Origin of the sequence: Nocardia sp. NBC_01377, assembly GCF_045040005.1 — a bacterium.
GTDB lineage: Bacteria > Actinomycetota > Actinomycetes > Mycobacteriales > Mycobacteriaceae > Nocardia > Nocardia noduli.
Genome location: NZ_CP109566.1, coordinates 6,500,588 through 6,523,346, shown reverse-complemented (window position 1 = coordinate 6,523,346; position 22,759 = coordinate 6,500,588). Strand labels below are relative to the sequence as shown.

The following is a 22,759-nucleotide window of genomic DNA, read 5'->3' as shown; positions in this document are numbered from 1 at the left end:
CAGACTCATCGACGACGGCGCCGGACCCGGATCGCTGGTCGCGGTCATCCTGCCGCGGTCGCTCGACCTGGTCGTCGCGTTGCTCGCCGTGGTCAAGACCGGTGCGGGTTATGTCCCGGTCGATCCCGCCTACCCGGCCGACCGCATCGCCTACGTCCTGTCGGATTCGCGTCCGACCAGCGTGATCCTGGATTCCTCCGTCGAGATCTCCGCCGCGTCCGACCTGCCGACCGTGGTGCTGGACGGATGGGCCGTGGAGACCGGCGATATCGTCGACGCCGACGACGGGCCCGTCACCGACGACGAGCGCAACGCGCCGCTGCGTCCGGACGACATCGCCTACGTCATCTACACCTCCGGTTCCACCGGACGCCCCAAGGGCGTCGCGGTCGCGCACCGGAATGTGGTGCGGCTGTTCGCGAACACCGATCGCGACTTCGGTTTCGGGCCGGAGGACGTGTGGACGCTTTTCCACTCCTACGCCTTCGACTTCTCGGTGTGGGAACTGTGGGGCCCGCTGCTGTTCGGCGGCGCGGTCGTGGTCGTGGACTACTACACCTCGCGTTCGCCCGAACAGTTCCTGGAACTGCTGCGCGCGGAACGCGTCACGGTGCTCAACCAGACGCCGTCGGCCTTCTACCAACTGGCCGAAGCCGATCGCAACGCCGGCTCCGACGCGTCCCCGCTGGCGCTGCGGTACGTGGTGTTCGGCGGCGAGGCGCTGGAACTGCGCAGGCTGTCCACCTGGATCGCCAGGCACGGTGACGGCGTCACCGGCGCGTCGGCCGGTTCCGGACCGCTGCTGGTGAACATGTACGGCATCACCGAGACCACGGTGCACGTGTCCTACCGCGCGTTGGACGCCGCCACCGTCGCCTCGGCCTCCGGCAGTATCGTCGGCCGCGCCATCGCGGGGCTGCGCGTGTACGTGCTCGACAGCCGTCTGCGCCCAGTGCCGGTCGGCGTCGCGGGTGAGATGTACGTGGCCGGACCGCAATTGGCGCGCGGTTACCTCGGCAGGCCCGATCTCACCACCGCCAGGTTCGTGGCGAATCCGCTCGCGGACGCGGGCGAGGCCGGGTCTCGGTTGTACCGCTCGGGTGACCTCGCGCGCTGGAACCGCTTCGGCGAACTCGAATATCTCGGCCGCGCCGACGATCAGGTCAAGGTCCGCGGTTTCCGTATCGAACTCGGCGAGATCGAATCCGCGGTGCTCGCGCAGCCGGGGATCGCGCAGGCGGCGGTCGTCGTGCGCGAGGACCAGCCGGGCGATCAGCGCATCGTGGCCTACGTGGTGTCCGAACCCGAGGTCGTCCCCGATCTCGACGTGGTGCGCCAGGGCGCGGCCGAGCAGCTACCGTCCTACATGGTGCCCTCGGCCCTGGTTCGCCTCGAATGGATTCCGCTGACCGTCAACGGAAAGCTGGATCGCAAGGCGCTGCCCGCGCCCGCCGCGCAGGCTCGGGCCTTCCGCGCCCCGGTCACGCCGGTGCAGGAGACGGTCGCCGCCGTCTTCGCAGAGGTACTCGACCTGCCAAGGGTCGGCGTGGACGACGATTTCTTCGATCTCGGCGGTAACTCGCTCATCGCCACCAGGGTGGTGTCGCGGATCGGCGCGGCGCTCGGGACGTCGATCCCGGTGCGCGCCCTGTTCGAGGCGACCACCGTGGCCGCGCTGGCCGCACGGGTGGAATCGCACACCGACGGTGACGCCCGTGCCCGCCTGATCGCCCGGCCGCGCTCCGCGGACTCGGTGGTGCCGCTGTCCTACGCGCAGCAGCGCATGTGGTTCCTGAACAAGTACGACACCTCCTCGGCCGCCTACAACTTGCCGCTGGCCATCCGGCTCTCCGGCGCGCTCGACGTCGAGGCGTTGCGCCTCGCGGTCGCCGACGTGGTGCGCAGGCACGAATCGCTGCGCACCAGGTATCCCGAGCACGGTGGCACCCCGGTCCAGGTCATCGTCCCGGCCGAGGACATCGCACTGGACCTGCGTCCGGTCGCGGTGGACCCCGCGGACACGACAGCCGCGGTCGTCGCCTTCGCCGCCACCGGATTCGATGTGGCCGAACAGGTTCCGCTGCGGGCCCGGCTCTACGAGGTCGGTCCGGACGAACACGTTCTGGTGGTGGTCGTGCACCACATCGCCGGTGACGGTTTCTCCATGGGCCCGCTCTCGCGCGATGTGATGACCGCCTACACCGCCCGCAGCCAGGGCAGCGATCCCGGCTGGGCGCCGCTGACGGTGCAGTACGCCGATTTCGCGATCTGGCAGCGCGATGTGCTCGGCGCCGAGGACGATCCGGCCTCGCTGCTCGCCCGCCAGGTCGAGTACTGGCAGCGCGCGCTCGACGGCGTCCCCGACGAGCTGACCCTGCCCGCCGACCGTCCGCGTCCGCCGGTGGCCTCGCTGCGCGGCGCGACCGTGCACGCGGAACTGCCCGCCGACCTCGTCGCGGCGCTGGAAACCCTCGCTCGGGCGCGGGGCGCGTCGCTGTTCATGGTGATGCACAGCGCCCTTGCGGTTCTGCTCGCGCGACTGTCGGGCACCGACGACATCGCGGTCGGCACGCCGATCGCGGGCCGTGGCGAACAGGCGCTCGACGATCTGGTCGGCATGTTCGTCAACACCCTGGTGCTGCGCACCGGTGTCGGTCCGGCCGAACCGTTCGGCGAACTGGTCGAGCGGGTACGCAAGACCGACCTCGACGCCTACGGCAACGCCGACGTGCCCTTCGAGCGCCTGGTCGAACTGCTCGCGCCCGAACGGTCGCAGTCGCGCAACCCGCTGTTCCAGGTGGCGTTGGCCTTCCAGAACCTCGACAGCACCGCGCTGGAATTGCCGGGTCTTCGGGTGTCGGCGCTGCCGCTCGAGGAGACCGTCGCCCGCTTCGACCTCCAGTTCACGCTGTCTGATCGGACCGGCGCCGACGGGAGCCCGGCGGGTATGACCCTCGCGCTCACCTACGCGACCGATCTGTTCGACGAATCGACCGCGGCCGGTTTCGTGACGCGCTGGCGGCGAGTGCTCGACGCCGTCGCCGCCGATCCCTCGGTGCGGGTCGGCGCGATCGAACTGCTCGACGCCGACGAGCGCGCCGATCTGGTGGCCCGCACCGGTCCGCCCGCGATCACCCCACGCACGCTGCCGGACCTGCTCGCCACCGCCGTGGCACGCGATCCGCGGGCACCGGCCGTGATCTTCCGCGGTGTCACGACGACCTACGGTGAGCTCGACGATCGCTCGAATCGTCTGGCCCGCCTCCTGATCGCCGAGGGCATCGGCCCCGAGGACCTGGTGGCCGTAGGCGTGCCGCGTTCGTCGGACTCGGTATTCGTCGCGCTGTCGGTGTCCAAGACCGGCGCCGCGTTCGTTCCGGTCGACCCGACCTACCCGGCCGATCGCATCGCCCACATGGTGACCGATTCCGGTTCGCCGCTGGGTATCACGGTCGCCGAAACCCGTGCCGGACTGCCCGATTCGGTGCGCTGGCTGGTACTCGACGAGCTGGATCTGGACACCTTCGACGGTTCGCCGATCACCGACGCGGACCGGGTGCGCCCGCTGCGTCCGGAGAATCCGGCCTACGTCATCTACACCTCCGGTTCCACCGGTGTGCCCAAGGGCGTCGTGGTGTCGCATACCGTGCTCGCCAACTTCGCCACCGCGCAGATCGAGCACTACGGACTCGACTCCGACACGCGCGCCATGCATTTCGCGTCGCCGAGTTTCGACGCCTCGATCCTGGAACTGCTGCTCGCGCTCGGACCCGGCGGCGCGCTCGTCGTGGTGCCGACCGGCGTCTACGGCGGTGAGGAACTCGCGGAGTTGATGCGCACCGAGCGCGTCAGCGCGTCGTTCATCACCCCCGCCGCGCTGGCGACCTTCGAGACGAGCGGCCTGGATTCCTTCCGGGTGCTCGCCGTCGGCGGTGAGGCGTTGCGCCCGGAACTGGTCGTGAAATGGGCGGTCCCGCTGGCCGACGGCACGGTGCGGCGCGTCCACAATGTGTACGGCCCGACCGAGACCGCCATGGTGGTCAATATCAGCGACCCGGTGCTCCCCGGCGACCCGCTGCCGATCGGCGGCCCGATCCGCGGTATGCAATCGCTGATCCTGGACGACCGGCTGCGTCCGGTACCGGTCGGCGTCGCGGGTGAGCTCTACATCTCGGGTATCCAGCTGGCTCGCGGCTACCACGCGCGGCCCGCGCTCAGTGCCGATCGTTTCGTCGCCAACCCGTTCGTCGCCGGACAGCGCATGTACCGCACCGGTGACGTGGTCCGCTGGACCCGTGACGGCGCGGTGGAATACGTCGGCCGATCCGATTTCCAGGTGAAGGTGCGCGGTTTCCGCATCGAACTCGGCGAGATCGACAGCGCTCTCGCGGCGCACCCGAACGTCGATTTCGCCACGACGGTCGGTCACACGAGCGCCGTCGGCGCGGTGTCGCTGGTGTCGTATGTCATGGCGGCGCCGGGACGTTCGATCGATATCGCCGAGCTGACCGCGCGGCTGGAGGAGCGGCTGCCCGCCTACATGGTGCCGTCCTCGATCATGGTGCTCGACCACCTGCCGCTCACCCCGGTGGGCAAACTGGATCGAAAGGCGTTGCCGGAACCGGTCTTCGCGACCGAGGTCGTCTTCCGCGCCGCGCGCACACCGGTCGAGCAGACCATCGCCGAGGTCTTCGCCGAAGTGCTCGGGGTCGAACGCGTCGGCGTCGACGATTCGTTCTTCGCGCTCGGCGGCGACAGCATCGTCTCCATCCAGCTGGTCTCGCGCGCCAAGGCGCGCGGTGTGGTGTTCACCCCGCGCAACGTCTTCGAGCAGCGGACCGTCGCCGGTCTCGCCGCGGTCGCCGAGACCGCCGAAGCCGCCGACACCGCGGTGGCGGTGCTGGAGGAACTGCCCGGTGGCGGCGTCGGCGTGATGCCGCTGACGCCGGTGGTGCGGTTCATGGCGCAGCGGCCGGGCTCGTTCGGCCGCTTCAACCAGACCCTCGCGCTGGAACTGCCGGTCGGCATCGACCGCGCGGGCATCGCGGCGACCGTCGGCGCGGTCATCGACCGTCACGACATGTTGCGCGCCCGGCTGTACGACGACGGCACGGATCTGGTGGTGGAAACCGCCGCGCCCGGCACCGTCGACGTGGACTCGCTCATCGAGCGGGTCGAGTTCCCGGCCTCGGCCGCCGACGACGAACTCGTCGAGATCGCCACCGCCGCACTGAATTCCGCACTCGACCGGCTCGACCCCGAGTCGGGAACGGTGATCCGCTTCGTCTGGCTCGATCCGTCCGATTCCGGCCGGATGGGCCGGTTGATCGTGCTGGCGCACCACCTCGTGGTCGACGGCGTCTCGTGGCGCATCCTGGTCCCGGACCTGGTGACCGCGTGGGGCCGGTTCACCGCGGGCCAGCAGCCCGAACTCGTCGCGCCGACCACCTCCATGCGGGCCTGGGCGCACGCGCTGCGCGCGGAGGCCGAGAGCCAGTCGCGCGTGGCCGAACTCGACTTCTGGCGCACGGTCGCGAACACCCCCGATCCGCTGCTCACCGAACGGGCGATGGATCCGGCCGTCGACACCTCCGGCGTCATCGAGAAACTCCAGGTCGAGGTGTCCGCCGAGGTCACCAAAGCCCTGCTGACCACCGTGCCCGCGCTGTTCCACGGCGGCGTCAACGACGGTCTGCTCACCGCGCTGGTCCTGGCGACCGCCAAGTGGCGGTCCCGGCGTACCGCCGCCCGCGCCGACGAGGCGACGCTGATCCGGCTCGAGGGCCACGGCCGCGAAGAGGACATCGTGCCCGGCGCGGACCTGTCGCGCACCGTCGGGTGGTTCACCGCGATCTTCCCGGTCCGGTTCGACCTGGCGGGCATCGACGTCGATGCCGCGCTCACCGGTGGACCCGCGCTGGGCAAGGCCGTCAAGGCGATCAAGGAACAGTTGCTCGCGGTGCCGGACAAGGGCATCGGCTACGGACTGCTGCGCTACCTGAACCCCGCGACGGCGGCACAGCTGCCCGAAAACCTGCCCGGCCAGGTCAGTTTCAACTACCTCGGTCGCGTCTCCGACAGCGATGTGCCCGAGGCGCTGCGCGGCTTCGGCTGGGTTCCGGCCCGCGAACTCGGCGCGCTCGCGGGCTCCTACGACGCGGATATGCCCGCGATGGCACCGCTGGATGTCAACGCGATCGTGGTCGGCGACAAGCTGACCGCCAATATCGGCTACCCGTCGACCCTGCTCGACGCCGCCGCGGTGCGCGAATTCGGCGAACTGTGGACCTCGGCGCTGGAAGCGGTCGCGCGGCACGCGAATTCGGCCGACGCGGGCGGGCACACCCCCGCCGACTTCGCGCTGGTCACCACGACCCAGCGTGATATCGACACCTGGGAGAAGCGTTTCCCGACGCTCACCGATGTGTGGCCGCTGTCCGCGCTGCAAGCCGGTCTGCTGTTCCACGCCCGCCTGGCGGCGAGTTCGGTGGACGTCTACACCGCCCAGGCCGTACTTACCCTCACCGGTCGCGTCGACGCCACCCGTCTGCGCGCGGCCGCGCAGGCTCTGGTCGATCGCTACGAGAACCTGCGAACGGCCTTCCTCACCGACCGGCACGGCAATCCGGTGCAGGTCGTGCTCGACAGCGTCCGGGTCGCCTGGGCCGAACACGATCGCGTCGAATCGGGCGAGAGCGCCGACCTGATCAAGGCCGACCGCATGCGCCGTTTCGATCTGACCGCGCCGCCGCTGATCCGGTTCACCCTGATCCGGGTCGCCGCCGACCGCTGGCAGTTCGCGGTGGCCAACCACCACATCCTGCTCGACGGCTGGTCGATGCCGCTGCTCATGCGGGATCTGCTCGCGCTCTACGCGCTGCACGCCGACACCACGGCACTGCCCTCGGTGCGCTCCTACCGGCACTTCCTCGAATGGACCGCGCAGCAGGACCACACCGCCTCGGTGGCGGCGTGGGCGCACGCGCTGCGCGGGGTCAGCGAACCGACGCTGCTGTCGCGTCCGGACGCGGGCCGCGAGATCACCACGCTGTCGGGCGAGTACTTCTTCGAACTCGACGAGGTGGCGACCACCCGACTCACCGAACTGGCGAGTTCGCTGGGTGTCACCCCCAACACGGTGCTCCAGGTCGCCTGGGGCATCCTGGTCGGCCGCATGAGTGGACGCGAGGACGTGCTGTTCGGCACTACCGTCTCCGGTCGCCCGGCCCAGCTGGCCGGGGTGGAGGCCATGGTCGGCCTGTTCATCAACACCGTGCCGGTGCGGGTGCGTTTCGATCCCGCCGAATCCGCGCGCCAACTGCTGACCCGTACCCAGGGCGAGCAGGCCGATCTGCTCGACCACCACTACGTCGGCCTGGCCGACATCCAGTCCGCCGCGGGCATGGCGGGACTTTTCGACACCCTCGTGGTCTTCGAGTCCTACCCGGTGGACGCCGACGGCATTCGCGCGCAGGCCGCCGATATCGACGGGATGGCCGTCGTCGGCCTCGACGCCGCCGACGCCACGCACTACCCGCTGACGCTGATCGCCCAGCTCGATTCGCGCCTGCGCATCCGCGCGGGCTACCTGCGCGATCTGTTCGACGAGGCGACGGTGCGCCGTATCGCCGACCGCCTGGTGCGGGTGCTGATCGCGATCACCACCGAACCTGACGTCGATGTCGGCGATATCGAACTCGTCGACGCCGCCGAACGCGAACTGGTCACCACCGGCTGGAACGACACCGCCTTCGATGTGGCGGCCGTACTTGCGCAACGTGCGGCGGCTGTGCCGCCGGGACGGTCCGCATGGGCGTCGTCCGCGCCGTCGGTGGACACCGAACCGGTCGCGACCCTGGTCTCGCTGTTCGAGATGCAGCTGGCCAAGACACCGGAGGCGACCGCGCTCACGTTCGAGGGGACGAATCTGTCCTACGACGAGTTCGCGGCACGGGTCTATCGCCTGGCCCGCTGGCTCATCGACCGCGGCGTCGGCCCGGAATCGTTCGTGGCGCTGGGGATGCGGCGTTCGGTCGATCTGGTGGTCGGCATGTACGCCGTGACGATCGCGGGCGGCGCGTACGTGCCGCTGGACCCGGATCACCCGGCCGAGCGCACCGAATACATTCTCGCCACGGCCGATCCGGTCTGTGTGCTCACCTCGGGCAGCGATCTCGACATCGATACCGCGCAGGTCCGCATCGACCTGCTCGACCTGTCGGGACTGTCCGAACATCCGGTGACGGCGGTGGAGCGGCGCGCGCCGCTGCGTCCGTCGAACACCGCCTACGTCATCTTCACCTCCGGTTCGACCGGACGGCCCAAGGGTGTGGCGGTCTCGCATGCCGCGATCGTGAACCGCCTGGTGTGGATGCAGGCCGAATACGGTCTCACCGAAGCCGACGCCGTCCTTCAGAAGACGCCCGCGACCTTCGACGTGTCGGTGTGGGAGTTCTTCTGGCCCTTGCAGATCGGCGCGCGCCTGGTGATCGCGAAGCCGGACGGTCACCGTGATCCGGCCTACCTGGCCGAGGTCATCGCGACCGAACGGGTCACCGTGACACATTTCGTGCCGTCCATGCTCGCGGTCTTCGTGGCCGACGCCGCCGCGTCGCGCTGCGGGTCGCTGCGGATGGTGTTCGCCTCGGGTGAGGCGCTCTCACCCAAACCCGCGCACCGCCTGCGCGAACTGACCGGCGCGGCCATGCACAACCTCTACGGTCCGACCGAAGCGGCCGTCGACGTCACCTATCACCGGGTGGTCGCCGCCGACACCGAACTGGTCCCGATCGGCGCACCGGTGTTCAACACCCAGGTCTACGTGCTGGATTCGCGGCTGCGGCCCGCTCCGGTCGGCGTCGCGGGTGAGCTCTATCTCGCGGGCGAGCAACTCGCGCGCTGCTACGTCGCCAGGCCCGACCTGACCAGCGACCGTTTCGTCGCCAACCCGTTCGACGCGGCCGGATCGCGGATGTACCGCACCGGCGACCTCGTCGCCTGGAATTCCGTCGGCGAACTGGAATACCTGGGCCGCACCGATTTCCAGGTGAAATTGCGCGGTCTGCGTATCGAACTCGGCGAGATCGAATCCGCGCTCACCGGACTCGACGAGATCGCCCAGTCGGTGGTCGTCGTTCGCACCGACGCGCACGCGGGTGATCAACTGATCGCCTACGTGGTCGGGGTGGCGAACCTGCGCGTCGACACCGAACTGGTGCGCGAGGATCTCGGCAGGCAGCTGCCCGCGTACATGGTGCCCGCCGCGGTCATCGTGCTCGACGAATTCCCGCTCAACGCCTCGGGCAAGCTGGATCGCAAGGCGCTGCCCGCGCCGGTCTTCGAGGTCGCCGTCTTCCGCGCGCCGACGACACCGGTCGAGGAGATCGTCGCCGACATCTTCGCCGATGTGCTCGGCGCCGCCCGCGTCGGACTCGACGACGATTTCTTCGCACTCGGCGGAAACTCGCTGAGCGCGACCCAGGTCGCGGCCAGGCTGTCCGCCGCGCTCGACACCGAACTCGGTGTCAGGGAACTGTTCGACGCCTCCACCGTGGTCGCGCTCGCGGCCCGGGTGGAATCGCGGGCCGGGGCGGGCGCACGCGCGGCGCTGGCGCCGCAGCAGCGTCCCGACCGGGTGCCGCTGTCGCTGGCTCAGCAGCGCATGTGGTTCCTCAACCGCTTCGACCCGGAGTCGACGGTCGACAACATCCCGGCCGCGGTGCGGCTCTCCGGTCTGCTCGACCGCCAGGCCTTGCAGATCGCGGTCGCCGACGTGCTGGCCAGGCACGAATCACTGCGCACCTTCTACCCCGAGGTGGACGGCGCGGCCCAGCAGCAGATCGTGCCGACCGGGCAGGTCATCCCCGATCTCGCCCCGGTCGACGTCAGCGAGGACGCATTGCCCGCGCGGCTCGCGGATTTCGTGCAGACGGCCTTCGACGTCACCGCCGAGGTGCCGTTCCGGGCCAGGCTCTTCGAGGTCAGCCCCACCGAACATATTCTCGCGCTGGTCGTGCACCACATATCGTCCGACGGCTTCTCCATGGGCCCGCTGACCCGCGACATCATGATCGCCTACGGCGCGCGTGTCGAAGGCGGCGAACCGTCCTGGCGTCCGCTCGAGGTGCAGTACGCGGACTTCGCGCTGTGGCAGCGCGCGGTGCTCGGCGCCGAGGACGACCCGGAATCGGTCATCTCCGAACAGATCTCGTTCTGGAGCGACGAGCTGCGCGCACTGCCCGAACAGCTCGACCTGCCCGCCGACCGGCCGCGTCCCGCGGTCGCCAGCGGCCGGGGGGCCACCCACGCCTTCGATATCGACGCCGAAACCCACGCCGGGCTGGTCGAATTGGCCCGCACCCGTGGCGCGACGCTGTTCATGGTCGCGCACACCGCGCTCGCGGTGCTGCTGGCGCGACTGTCCGGCGAGGACGATATCGCCGTCGGCACCCCGGTGGCCGGTCGTGGCGAGCGCGCGCTCGACGATCTGATCGGCATGTTCGTCAACACGCTGGTGTTGCGGACCCCGGTCGAGCGCGGCGCGACGTTCACCGACCTGCTCGCCACGGTGCGCGCCACCGATATCGCCGCGTTCGGCCATTCCGACCTGCCGTTCGAGCGACTGGTGGAAATCCTCAACCCGGCCCGTTCGCAGGCCCGTCATCCGCTGTTCCAGGTCATGCTGTCGTTCCAGAACACCGGACAGACCAGCCTGGAATTGCCCGGCCTGACGGTCAGCGGCGTTGACCTGCCGATCGACGTGGCGAAATTCGACCTGCAACTGGTGATGTCGGAGAAACCCGCAGCCGAGGGCATCGTCGCCGAACTCATCTACGCGACCGATCTGTTCGACCCGGCCACGATGGAGAATTTCGGCAGGCGGTTCAAGCGGCTGCTCGGCGCGGTTGTCGCCGAACCCGATCGGGCGATCGGCGATATCCCGCTGCTGGACGAGCGGGAGAGCTACCGGGCCCTGCGCGGCTGGAATTCCACCGTGCGGGAGTTGGATTCGGCGAGCACACTGGTGGCGGAGTTCGCCCGTCAGGAGTCGGTGACTCCGGACGCGGTGGCGATCGTGGATCCGGCGAGCGGTGTCGCGCTGACCTATGCCGAATTCGGTGCGCGTGTGCATCGTCTGGCTCGGCGTCTGATCGCGGCGGGTGTGGGTCCGGAGTCGTTGGTGGCCCTGGGTATCCGCCGTTCCGTCGATCTGGTCGTCGCCGCCTACGCGGTGCAGGAGGCCGGTGGCGGTTACGTGCCGCTGGATCTGGATCAGCCCGCCGAGCGGGTGGGCCATGTGCTCGAATCCGCGTCGCCCACGTGCGTATTGACCACGGCGCGTGACGGTTTCGACGCCACCGGTATCGAGACCCTCGTGGTCGACGAACTCGACCTGTCCGGATACTCCGATGCGCCGGTCACCGATGCCGAGCGGATCGCGCCGTTGCTCGCGCAGCATCCGGCCTACGTGATCTTCACGTCCGGTTCGACGGGTCGTCCGAAGGGTGTGGCGCTGCCGCATTCGGCGGTGGTGAATCAGATCCGCTGGATCACCGGTCAGTACGGCATCGGCGCGGACGACGTGGTGCTGTTCAAGACGCCCGCGACCTTCGACGTGTCGGTGTGGGAGTTGTTCGGTCCGCTCTCGACCGGTGGCCGGATGGTCGTGGCCACGCCGGACGGTCATCGGGATCCGCAGTATCTGGCGGAGGTGATCGCGACCGAGCGGGTGACGATGACCTCGTTCGTGCCGTCGATGCTGACCGTCTTCGCGGGCAGCGCCGACAGCGCTGTTCTGGGCTCCCTGCGTGCTCTGCTCGTCGCGGGTGAGGCCTTCACCTCCGACGCCGTCGCCGCCATCCGCCGGGTCAGCTCGGCCGAGCTGTACAACCTCTACGGCCCCACGGAATTCGCCGTCCACGCGACGCACGCGCCGGTGGCCGACGACGTCTCCGGCGCGGTGCCCATCGGTCTCCCGGTGTGGAACGCGCAGGCGTTCGTGCTGGATTCACGATTGCATCCGGTCCCTGCCGGTGTCGCGGGTGAGCTCTATCTCGCGGGTGATCAGCTGGCGCGCGGCTACTACGGCCGTACGGATCTGACGTCGGATCGTTTCGTGGCGAATCCGTTCGGTGCGCCCGGTGCGCGCATGTACCGGACCGGTGACCTCGTCACCCGTACGGCGGACGGTTCGATCGTGTACTTGGGTCGTACCGATTTCCAGGTCAAACTGCGTGGTTTGCGCATCGAACTCGGTGAGATCGAAACCGCGCTGACCGGTCACGACACCGTCGCGCAGGCGGTGGCGCTGGTCCGTTCGGACGCGCTGACCGGCGACCGCCTCGTCGCCTACGTCGTGCCCGCCCCCGGCGCGACCGTCGACATCGAGACCCTGCGTGCCCACGTGGCCGCGCGACTGCCGTCCTACATGGTCCCGGCCGCGACCGTGGTTCTCGACGAGATGCCGCTCAACGCCAACGGCAAACTGGATCGCCGCGCGCTGCCCGAACCGGTGTTCGAGGCGCGCGAGTTCCGTGCGCCGTCGACGCCGATCGAGCAGACCGTCGCCGACACCTTCGCCGATGTCCTCGGTCTGGCCGGGGACCGCCCGGTCGGCCTCGACGACGATTTCTTCGATCTCGGCGGCAACTCGCTGATCGCCACCCAGGTGGCGGCTCGACTCGGCGCGGCCCTGGACACCAGGATGCCGGTCCGCATGCTGTTCGAAGCGCCGACCGTCGCGGGTCTGGCGACCAGGGTCGAAGCGCACGCGGGCAGTGGACGGCGTCGCGAGCTGGCCGCGGGACCGCGTCCGGCCACCATTCCGCTCTCGCTGGCCCAGCAGCGCATGTGGTTCCTGAACCGGTTCGACAACCGGACCGCCGTGAACAACATCCCGCTCGCCGTCCGGCTGACCGGAACGCTCGACGCCGACGCGTTGCGCCAGGCGGTCGCCGACGTGGTCGACCGGCACGAAGTGCTGCGGACGGTGTACCCGGAGACCGCCGAGGGCACCGGCGTCCAGGTGGTGCTGCCCACCGGTCACGACGGTCTGGATCTGACGCCGATTCCGGTGTCGGAGGACGAGATCGCCGAACGGGTAAGCGATCTGGTGCTCACCGGATTCGACGTGACCACCGAAGTTCCGGTGCGCGCCAGGCTGTTCCGCATCGCGGCGTCGATGGACGGCTCCAGCCCGGAGACGCACGTGCTGGTCTTCGTCGTGCACCACATCTCCGGCGACGGCTGGTCGGTCCGGCCGCTGGCCAGGGATGTGATGATCGCCTACGCCGCCCGTTCGCGCGGTGAGGCTCCCGGTTGGGCGCCGCTGCCGGTGCAGTACGCCGATTTCGCGCTGTGGCAGCGCGAAACCCTCGGCTCGGAGGAGGATCCGGCGTCGCTGATCGGCGAGCAGATCGCGTTCTGGTCCCGGCATCTGGCCGGACTGTCCGATCAGCTGGATCTGCCCTCGGACCGCTCCCGTCCCGCCGTCGCCTCCAACCGCGGCGACGTGTTCGAATTCGATCTCGACGCGACTCTGGTCCGCGCGCTCGACGGTCTGGCCCGCAGCCACGGCGCGAGCCTGTTCATGGTCGTGCACGCCGCGCTCGCGGCGCTGCTGGCCCGGCTGTCCGGCTCCGACGACATCGCGGTCGGCACCGCCGTCGCCGGACGCGGCGAGGCCGTGCTCGACGACGCGATCGGCATGTTCGTCAACACGCTGGTGCTGCGCAGCACGGTCGATCCGGCCCTGACCGTCGCCGAACTGCTCGCCCACACCAGGGAAACCGATCTCGCGGCGTTCGGCCACGCCGACCTGCCCTTCGAGCGTCTGGTCGAAATCCTGAACCCGGCGCGGTCGCAGGCCAGGCATCCGCTGTTCCAGGTGATGCTGTCGTTCCAGAACACCGGGGAAGCCTCGTTCGAGCTGCCGGGTCTCGAGGTCGCCGGTGTCCCGCTCGACGTCGTCACCGCCAAATTCGACCTGCACCTCAACGTCTCCGACCGCCTCGCCGCGGACGGCACGTCCGACGGTATGCGCGCCGAATTCGCCTACGCGACCGATATGTTCGACGCCGAGACGGTGGCGGGCTTCGCCCGGCGACTGGTCGGACTGCTGAGGGCGATGGTCGAGCGCGACGACGCGGTGCTCGGCGATATCGATCTGCTCGACACCGCCGAACGTCGTCAGCTCGTCGCGGGCTGGAACGACACCGCCGTCGAGATCGACGGCGAGGCCACCCTCGCCTCGATGTATCGCGCGCAGGCCCCGCACGCGCCCGGCGCGACCGCGCTCACCTTCGAGGGGACGGATCTGTCCTACGGCGAGTTCGACGCCAGGGTGAACCGCCTCGCCAGGCACCTGATCTCGCTCGGCGTCGGTCCGGACACCTTGGTGGCGCTGGGGATGCGGCGCTCGCTGGAGTTGGTGATCGGCATGTACGCGGTGACCGTGGCCGGTGGCGCGTACGTGCCGCTTGACCCCGATCATCCCGCCGATCGCACCCACTACGTGCTCGAGACCGCGGCACCGGTCTGCGTGCTCACCACCGCGCGCGACGAATTCGACGCCGGTGACGCGCACGCGGTCGACATCGCCGACCTGGATCTGTCGGCGTACTCGTCGGATCCGGTGACCGACGCGGATCGCCGTGCGCCGCTGCGCCCGTCGAACACCGCCTACGTCATCTTCACCTCCGGTTCGACCGGCCGCCCCAAGGGTGTCGCCGTCTCGCATGCCGCGATCGTGAATCGCCTGGTGTGGATGCAGAGCGAATACGGTCTGGTCGCCGGGGACGTGGTGTTGCAGAAGACCCCCGCCACCTTCGATGTGTCGGTGTGGGAGTTCTTCTGGCCCTTGCAGATCGGCGCGCGCCTGGTGATCGCCAAGCCGGACGGACATCGCGATCCGGCCTACCTGGTCGACATCATCACCGGCACGAATATCACCGTCGCGCATTTCGTGCCGTCGATGATGTCGGTGTTCGTGGCCGAAACGGGCGCCGCCCGATGCACCGGCCTGCGGTATGTCTTCGCCTCCGGCGAGGCGCTGCCCGCCGTGACCGCGCAGAAGTTGCGCGAACTCACCGGAACGGCGGTGCACAACCTGTACGGCCCGACCGAGGCCGCGGTGGACGTCACCTTCCACGAGGTGACCGATGCCGACACGGTGTCGGTGCCGATCGGCGCTCCCGTCTCGAACACGCGTGTCTACGTGTTGGATTCGCGGTTGCATCCGGTGCCGGTGGGTGTCGCGGGTGAGCTGTATCTGGCGGGCGCGCAGTTGGCGCGCGGGTACGTGGCCAGGCCGGATCTGACCGCCGATCGTTTCGTCGCGGATCCCTTCGATCCCGCCGGTGCGCGGATGTACCGCACCGGTGACCTGGTGACCTGGACGGCTGCCGGTGAGCTGGAATACCTGGGCCGCACCGATTTCCAGGTGAAGTTGCGCGGTCTGCGTATCGAACTCGGCGAGATCGAATCCGCGCTCACCGCTGTGGATTCGGTAGCCCAGGCCGTCGTGCTGGTGCGTTCCGACGACCGTCTCGGCGATCAGCTGGTCGCCTACCTGGTCCCGGCCGCCGATCGGGCGATCGACGCCGAGGCCATCCGCGCCGAACTCGCGGTCGAACTGCCCGCGTACATGGTGCCGACCGCCTTCGTGACGTTGGACGCCTTCCCGCTCAACGCCTCCGGCAAGCTGGATCGCAAAGCGCTGCCCGCGCCGGTGTTCGAGGTCAAGGTCTTCCGCGCGCCGACCACCCCGGTCGAGGAGATCGTGGCGGGCATCTACGCCGACGTCCTCGGTGTCAGCCGGGTCGGTCTCGACGACGACTTCTTCGAACTCGGCGGCAACTCTCTGCTGGCCACCCAGGTCACCGCGCGGCTCGGCGCGGCACTGGACACCCAGCTGGCGGTCCGCGATCTGTTCGAGGCGTCGTCGGTGCTCGCGCTGGCCACCAGCGTCGAGCGGCTCGCGGGCTCCGGACGCACCCGGCCCGCGCTGAAGGCGATGCAACGGCCCGATCTGGTGCCGCTCTCACCCGCCCAGCAGCGCTACTGGTTCCTCAACCAGTTCGATACGAACGCCTCGGCGGTGGACAACATCCCGCTGGCCGTGCGACTGTCCGGCACCCTGGACGCGGGCGCGCTCGCCCTGGCCATCGGTGACGTCTTCGCCCGCCACGAGGTGCTGCGCACCACCTACCCGAGCGCCGAGGAGGGGCCGCGTCAGGTCATCCTCCCGGTGGCGGCGACCGCGCCGGAACTGATCGCGGCCGAGGTCGCCGAAGAGGATCTGATCCCGACGGTGATCCGGTTCGCGCTCACCACCTTCGACGTCACCGCCGAGGTGCCGCTGAAGGTCGCGCTGTACCGTGTCACCGGATCGACCTCGGAAACCGCCGAGCACGTGGTCGCCTTCGTGGTGCATCACGTCGCCGCGGACGGCGCGTCGATGGGCCCGCTGGCCCGCGATCTCATGGCCGCCTACGCGGCCCGGGTGAACCGCGAAGTGCCGCAGTGGGTTCCGCTGCCCGTGCAGTACGCGGACTACGCGCTGTGGCAGCGCGCGGTACTCGGCTCCGAGGACGATCCGGAATCGCTCGCCGCCCATCAGGTCGCCTATTGGCAGTCCGCGCTGGCCGGGCTGCCCGATCAGCTGGAACTACCCGCCGACCGTCCGCGTCCGCCGACGCAGTCGTTCCACGGCAAGGCGATCCGGTTCGAGATCTCCCCGCAGCGGCACGCCAGGCTGCACGAAGTCGCGCGCGCCAACCACGCCTCGCTGTTCATGGTCGTGCACGCCGCCCTCGCGGTACTGCTGGCACGACTTTCCGGCACCGAGGACATCGCGGTCGGCACCCCGATCGCGGGCCGTGGCGAACGTGAACTCGACGACCTGATCGGCATGTTCGTCAACACCCTGGTCTTCCGGACCAGCGTTCGCCCCGGCGACCGGTTCGCCGACCTGCTCGGCGACGTGCGCGAACGCGATCTGGAGGCCTTCGCCAACGCCGACGTCCCGTTCGAGCGCCTGGTCGAGGTACTGAATCCGGAACGCTCCACCGCGCGCAATCCGCTGTTCCAGATCGGCCTGTCGTTCCAGAACCTGGCCGAGACGGCGCTGACCCTGCCCGGTCTCACCGTGAGCGCGGTCAACTTCAACTCCCAGTTGGCCAAGACCGACCTCCAGGTCACCGTTTACGACCGCTACAACGATGACGGCACCCCGTCCGAGATCATGACCGAATTCGGTTACGCCACCGACCTCTTCGACGAAGCCACGGTGCAGGGTTTCGCGAACCGGTTCGTGCGCGTACTCGACGCGGTGATCGCCGACGTCACCGTGCCGGTGGGCGAGATCGACCTGCTCGCGCCCGAGGAGAGCGAACGCATCCTCACCGCGTGGAACGACACCACCCGGCCGGTGGACACCACCGCGACACTGGTGTCGCTGTTCGACGCGGCCGTCGCGGCCGCCGCGCCCGGCACGGTCGCGCTGGTCGCCGACCTGCCCTCCGGCGAACGCGAGAACCTGACCTACGCCGAACTGGACGCGCGGGTCAACCGGCTCGCGCGCTACCTGATCGGACGCGGTGTCCGCACCGAGGATCGGGTCGCGCTGGCGATCCGGCGTTCGACCGATCTGGTCGTCGCCATGTACGCGGTCGCCAAATCCGGCGCCGCCTACGTGCCGGTCGACCCCGATCAGCCCGCGGACCGGGTCGACTACATCCTGGCCACGGCCGCGCCGGTCTGCGTGCTGACCACCGACCGGGAATCGTTCACGACGGCGACGGCCGAATCGGTCGTCATCGACGAACTGGACCTGTCGGGCTTCTCGGCGAACCCGGTGACCCCGTCCGAGCGTCGCGGCGCACTGACCTCGGCGAACACGGCCTACGTCATCTTCACCTCCGGCTCCACCGGCCAGCCCAAGGGCGTCGCGCTGCCACACGGCGCGATCGCGAACCAATTGCTGTGGAAGAAGGCGGAATTCGGCCTCGGCAGCGAGGACGCGGTCCTGCTCAAGACCGCGGCCACCTTCGACCTGTCGGTGTGGGAATTCTGGTCGGCGGCGGTGAGCGGCGCCAGACTCGTCATCGCCACCGCCGACGGACATCGCGATCCGACGTACCTGAACGAGCTGATGCGCGCCACGGGTGTGACCACCCTGCACGCGGTGCCGTCCATGCTCGACGCGCTGCTCACCGAATCCGAGGATCGGCTGCCCGGTTCGCTGCGCCGCGTACTCGCCATCGGCGAGGCGCTGCCCGCCGCGACCGCGCAGCGCTTCCGCGCGGGCAACGGCGCACAGCTGTTCAACCTCTACGGCCCCACCGAGGCCGCGGTCTCGATCACCAGCCACCTGGTCACCGCGGCCGACCGGACCTCGGTATCGATCGGCGCGCCGGAATGGAACAGCCGCGTCTACGTGCTGGACGCGCGGCTGCGGCCGGTCCCGGTCGGTGTCTCGGGCGAGTTGTACCTCGCCGGTGCGCAATTGGCGCGCGGCTACTTCGCCCGCCCCGATCTCACCACCGAACGGTTCGTCGCCGACCCGTTCGGCACGGCGGGCGAGCGCATGTACCGCACCGGCGACCTGGTGGCCTGGAACGCCGACGGCGAACTGGACTACCGAGGCCGCACCGACTTCCAGGTGAAGATCCGCGGTTTCCGTATCGAACTCGGCGAGATCGAGGCCGCGCTGCTGCGTCAGCCCGCGATCGCCGCCGCGGCCGTGCTCGCGCACACCGACCCCGGCCTCGGCGACCGACTCGTCGCCTACGTGGTGCCCTTCGTCGCCGGAATCGACCCGGACACGGGCGAACTGGACCGGCGCGCACTGCATTCCGCGCTCGCCGCCGAACTGCCCTCCTACATGGTGCCGAGCGCCTTCGTCGCGCTGGACGCCCTGCCGCTGAACGCGAACGGCAAACTCGACCGCAACGCGTTGCCGGAGCCGACCTTCGAGAAGGCGGAGTTCCGCGCGCCGGTGACACCGGTCGAGCAGTTGGTGGCGGGAGTGTTCAGCGATGTGCTCGCCGTCGAGCACATCGGCGCCGACGACGATTTCTTCGCACTCGGCGGTAACAGCATCCTGTCGATCCAGCTGGTGTCGCGGGCCAAGGCGCTCGGCGTGGTGTTCAGCGTGCGCGACGTCTTCGATCAGCGCAGCGTCGCCGCGCTGGCCTCGGTGGCCGACACGGCTCCCGATCCGGCGCTGGACCGGATCCGCGAACTGCCCGGCGGTGGAATCGGCGAGATCCCGCTGACCCCCGCCATGCGCGCGATGCTCCCCGAGGGCGTCGGCTCGCCGAAAGGCGCGGGCTATCCGCGCTTCGCCCGCGCTGCCCTGCTGCCGCTGCCCACCGCACTCGACTGGGACACCCTGCTCGAGGCGATCACCGCGATCATCGACCGGCACGACGCCCTGCGCACCCGGCTGCGCAAGGTCGGCGGCGGCTGGGAATTCGAGGCGCTCGAATCCGGTGTCCTCGATATCGAGGACATGGTGTGCGAGGCCAGGGTGGCGAAGAACGCCGACCTGGCGCAGCTCGCCGAGGCGGAATTCCGGGAGGCGGCCACCCGTCTCGATCCGGCCGAAGGCATCGTGGCGCAATTCGTGCTCTTCACCTTCGCCGATCATCGCGACGACGAATTGCTGGTCGTCACACACGGTTTCGTGGCAGACAGCCTGTCCTGGCAGATCCTGCTCGACGAACTGACCACGGCCGCCGATCGCCTCGGCATCGACGCGCCGCTCGCCCTGCCGTCCACCGGAACCACACTGCGGCGCTGGGCGCACAGTGTCGCCGAGGCGCCCGCGGGTACCGACGAGACCTTCTGGCAGGAGATCTCGGCGACGCCGGATCCGCTGCTCGGTGACCGCGCCTTCGATCCGGCGGTCGACACCGCGCGCACGGTGGAACACCTGCGTGTCGTGGTCCCCGCCGACATCACCGCGGCCGTGGTCGACACCGTTCCCGCGCTCTACCGCACGACCGTCACCGACGGGCTGCTCTCGGCCCTGGCGGTCGCGGTGCTGCGGTGGCGCGGCACCCGCGAGTCGACGATGCTCGTCCGGCTCGACGGTGACGGCCGCGCGGTCGACGCCGTCGCGGGCGCCGACCTCTCGCACACCCTCGGCGGATTCACCCTCGCCCACCCGGCGCGGATCGATCTGACCGGAACCGATCTCGACGACGCCTTCGCGGGCGGCACCGCCATGGGCGCGGTCGTGAAATCGGTGAAGGAACAACTGCGTTCGGTGCCGAACCACGGTCTCGGCCACGGGCTGGGCGACCTCGGCCAGATCGGTTTCCACTACCGGGGTGTCCTGCCCGCCGAGATCACCACCCTGCTCGATCCCGGCATGTCCGCCGCCGCGACCGTCGATATCGACGCGACGGTGGTCGACGGCGCGAACGGCCGGCAGCTGATCGCGTCGTTCGCGTACCCCTCCGGACTGCTCACCGCGGACCGGGTGGCCGAACTGTCCGAGCACTGGGTGGCCGCGCTCGGCGCGCTCGCCGCGCACGCGGGCAGGCCGGACGCCGGTGGCCGCACGCCGTCGGATATGCCGCTGGTCCGGGTCGGCCAGTCCGATATCGAACTGTGGGAGCGCACCTACCCCGGCCTGAACGAGGTGTGGCCGCTGACCCCGCTGCAATCGGGCCTGCTGTTCCACGCGCTGATGACGACGGCGACCGTCGACGTCTACACCATCCAGGCGGTCATCGACCTCGACGGTGTCATCGACGCCGACCGCCTGCGCACCTCGGCGCAGGGCCTGATCGACCGCTACCCCAACCTGCGCACCGCGTTCGTCACCGATTCGTCGGGTCAGGCCGTGCAGGTGGTCATGGACGGCGTCGACGTGCCGTGGCACGACGTGGATCTCACCTCCGACGGCGGCGACCAGGACGCGCGGCTGCGCGAACACCTGGCCGCCGACCTCGCCGACCGGTTCGATATGGCGGCGGCGCCGCTGGTGCGATTCACCCTGTTCCGCACCGGCGTCGAGAAATGGCATCTGGCCATCACCACCCACCACGTCCTGCTCGACGGCTGGTCGATGCCGCTGCTGATGCAGGATCTGCTCGTGCTCTACGCGCTGCGCGGCGACGGGTCGGCGCTGCCGGAGATCGCCTCCTACCGGACCTTCCTGGAATGGTTGACCGGACGTGATCTCCAGGATTCGCTGCGGGTCTGGGCGAACGCCTTCGACGGTGTCAGCGAACCCACCGAACTCGCGCCGCAACCGCGTTCGGCCGAGCAGTACGAGACCGCCCACATCGTCACCGAACTCGACGTCGACCGCACGCGCACGCTGACCAAACATTGCGCCGAACTCGGCATCACGGTGAACACCCTGGTCCAGGCCGCCTGGGGCATCCTGCTCGGCAGGCTCACCGGCCGCTCCGACGTGGTGTTCGGCGCGACGGTCTCGGGTCGCCCGGCCGAACTGTCCGGGGTGGAATCGATGGTCGGCCTGTTCATCAACACCCTCCCGGTGCGGGTGCGCATCGACGACGGCGCGACCATCGGCACGCAACTGCAACGCCTGCAACGTGATCAGGCCGAACTGCTCGACCACCACTACGTCGGTCTCGCCGATATCCAGCGGGCCGCGGGTGCGGGATCGCAGTTCGACACGCTGTTCGTCTTCGAGTCGTACCCGATCGACCGCGAGGCGATCGAAGCCGCCAGTTCGATCGACGGCATGTCGGTGACCGGCGTGAACGTCAGCAACTCGACGCACTATCCGCTGACGCTCAAGGTGGCCGCGGAATCCACCCTCGGCATCGATGTCGAATACCTGCTCAACCGGTTCACCGCAGACGAGGTCACCACCCTGTCGACCCGTCTGGTCCGGGTACTGGAAGCGCTGCTCGGTGACCCCGCCGGGCTGGTCCGCGATATCGACATCCTCGACGACGCCGAACGCGCCAAACTGCTCGCAGAATCCGGAATCGCGGCCGCCGCAACGGTTCCCGAGCAGGGTTTCGTCGGCGCGCGCACCGTGGCGAAGGTGCTCGCCGAAGTGGTCGAGGCCGATCCGCAGGCCCCCGCGCTGCTCGGCGACGGCGACGAACTCGCCTACCACGTGCTCGATCGACGGTCCTCGCAGCTGGCGCGGGTGCTCATCGCGCACGGTGCGGGCCCGGGCGACGTCGTCGCGCTGGCACTGCCCCGTTCGGTGGACCTGGTGGTCGCGGCATGGGCCGTGCAGAAGGCGGGCGGCGCCTGCCTGTTCGCGCACGGACTGTCCGAGGACGACATCATCTCCGCCGGAGCCGGTTTCGGCATCGCCGCACAGGCGAGCGCCGGAGAGGTGCGGTGGCTGGTCCCGAGCGATCCGGCGATCCAGACCGAATTGTCGGCCGCCGCAGCACATCCGGTCTCCTACGCCGACCGGGTGCGCCCGCTCGGCGAGGGCCACGCCGCCTTCGTGCAGTTGGTCGACGGCGCGACAGCGACTCTCACCCAGACCGAAGCGCTCGACCTGGCGATCCGGGTTCGCGACGAGAACGCGATCGACTACGAATCGACCACGTTCACCACCGCCTCGGCCGGCCGCCCGGCCCTGCTGGAATTCCTCGCCACCGCCACCGCGGGCGCTCTCTCGGTGATCCCCTCCGCCGACGAGATCGCCGACGACCTCGCCGACGGCGAAGTCACCCACTGGTTCGTCGCCCTCGGCGACCCGGTCGACGCCGCCGACCCGGAGGTCCGCGTCATCACCGCGGAGTAG

At 69.6% G+C, this 22,759-nt stretch carries 1 protein-coding gene (only partly in view); it reads left to right on the top strand.

Annotated elements, in window-relative coordinates; translation table 11 throughout:
* Positions 1-22,759, top strand: the 3' portion of a protein-coding gene (locus OG225_RS30180) for a non-ribosomal peptide synthase/polyketide synthase (protein ID WP_405178315.1). 14,411 nt of this gene lie to the left of the window's left edge; only the last 22,759 of its 37,170 coding nucleotides appear in the window; its start codon lies off the left edge, out of view; the stop codon is at positions 22,757-22,759.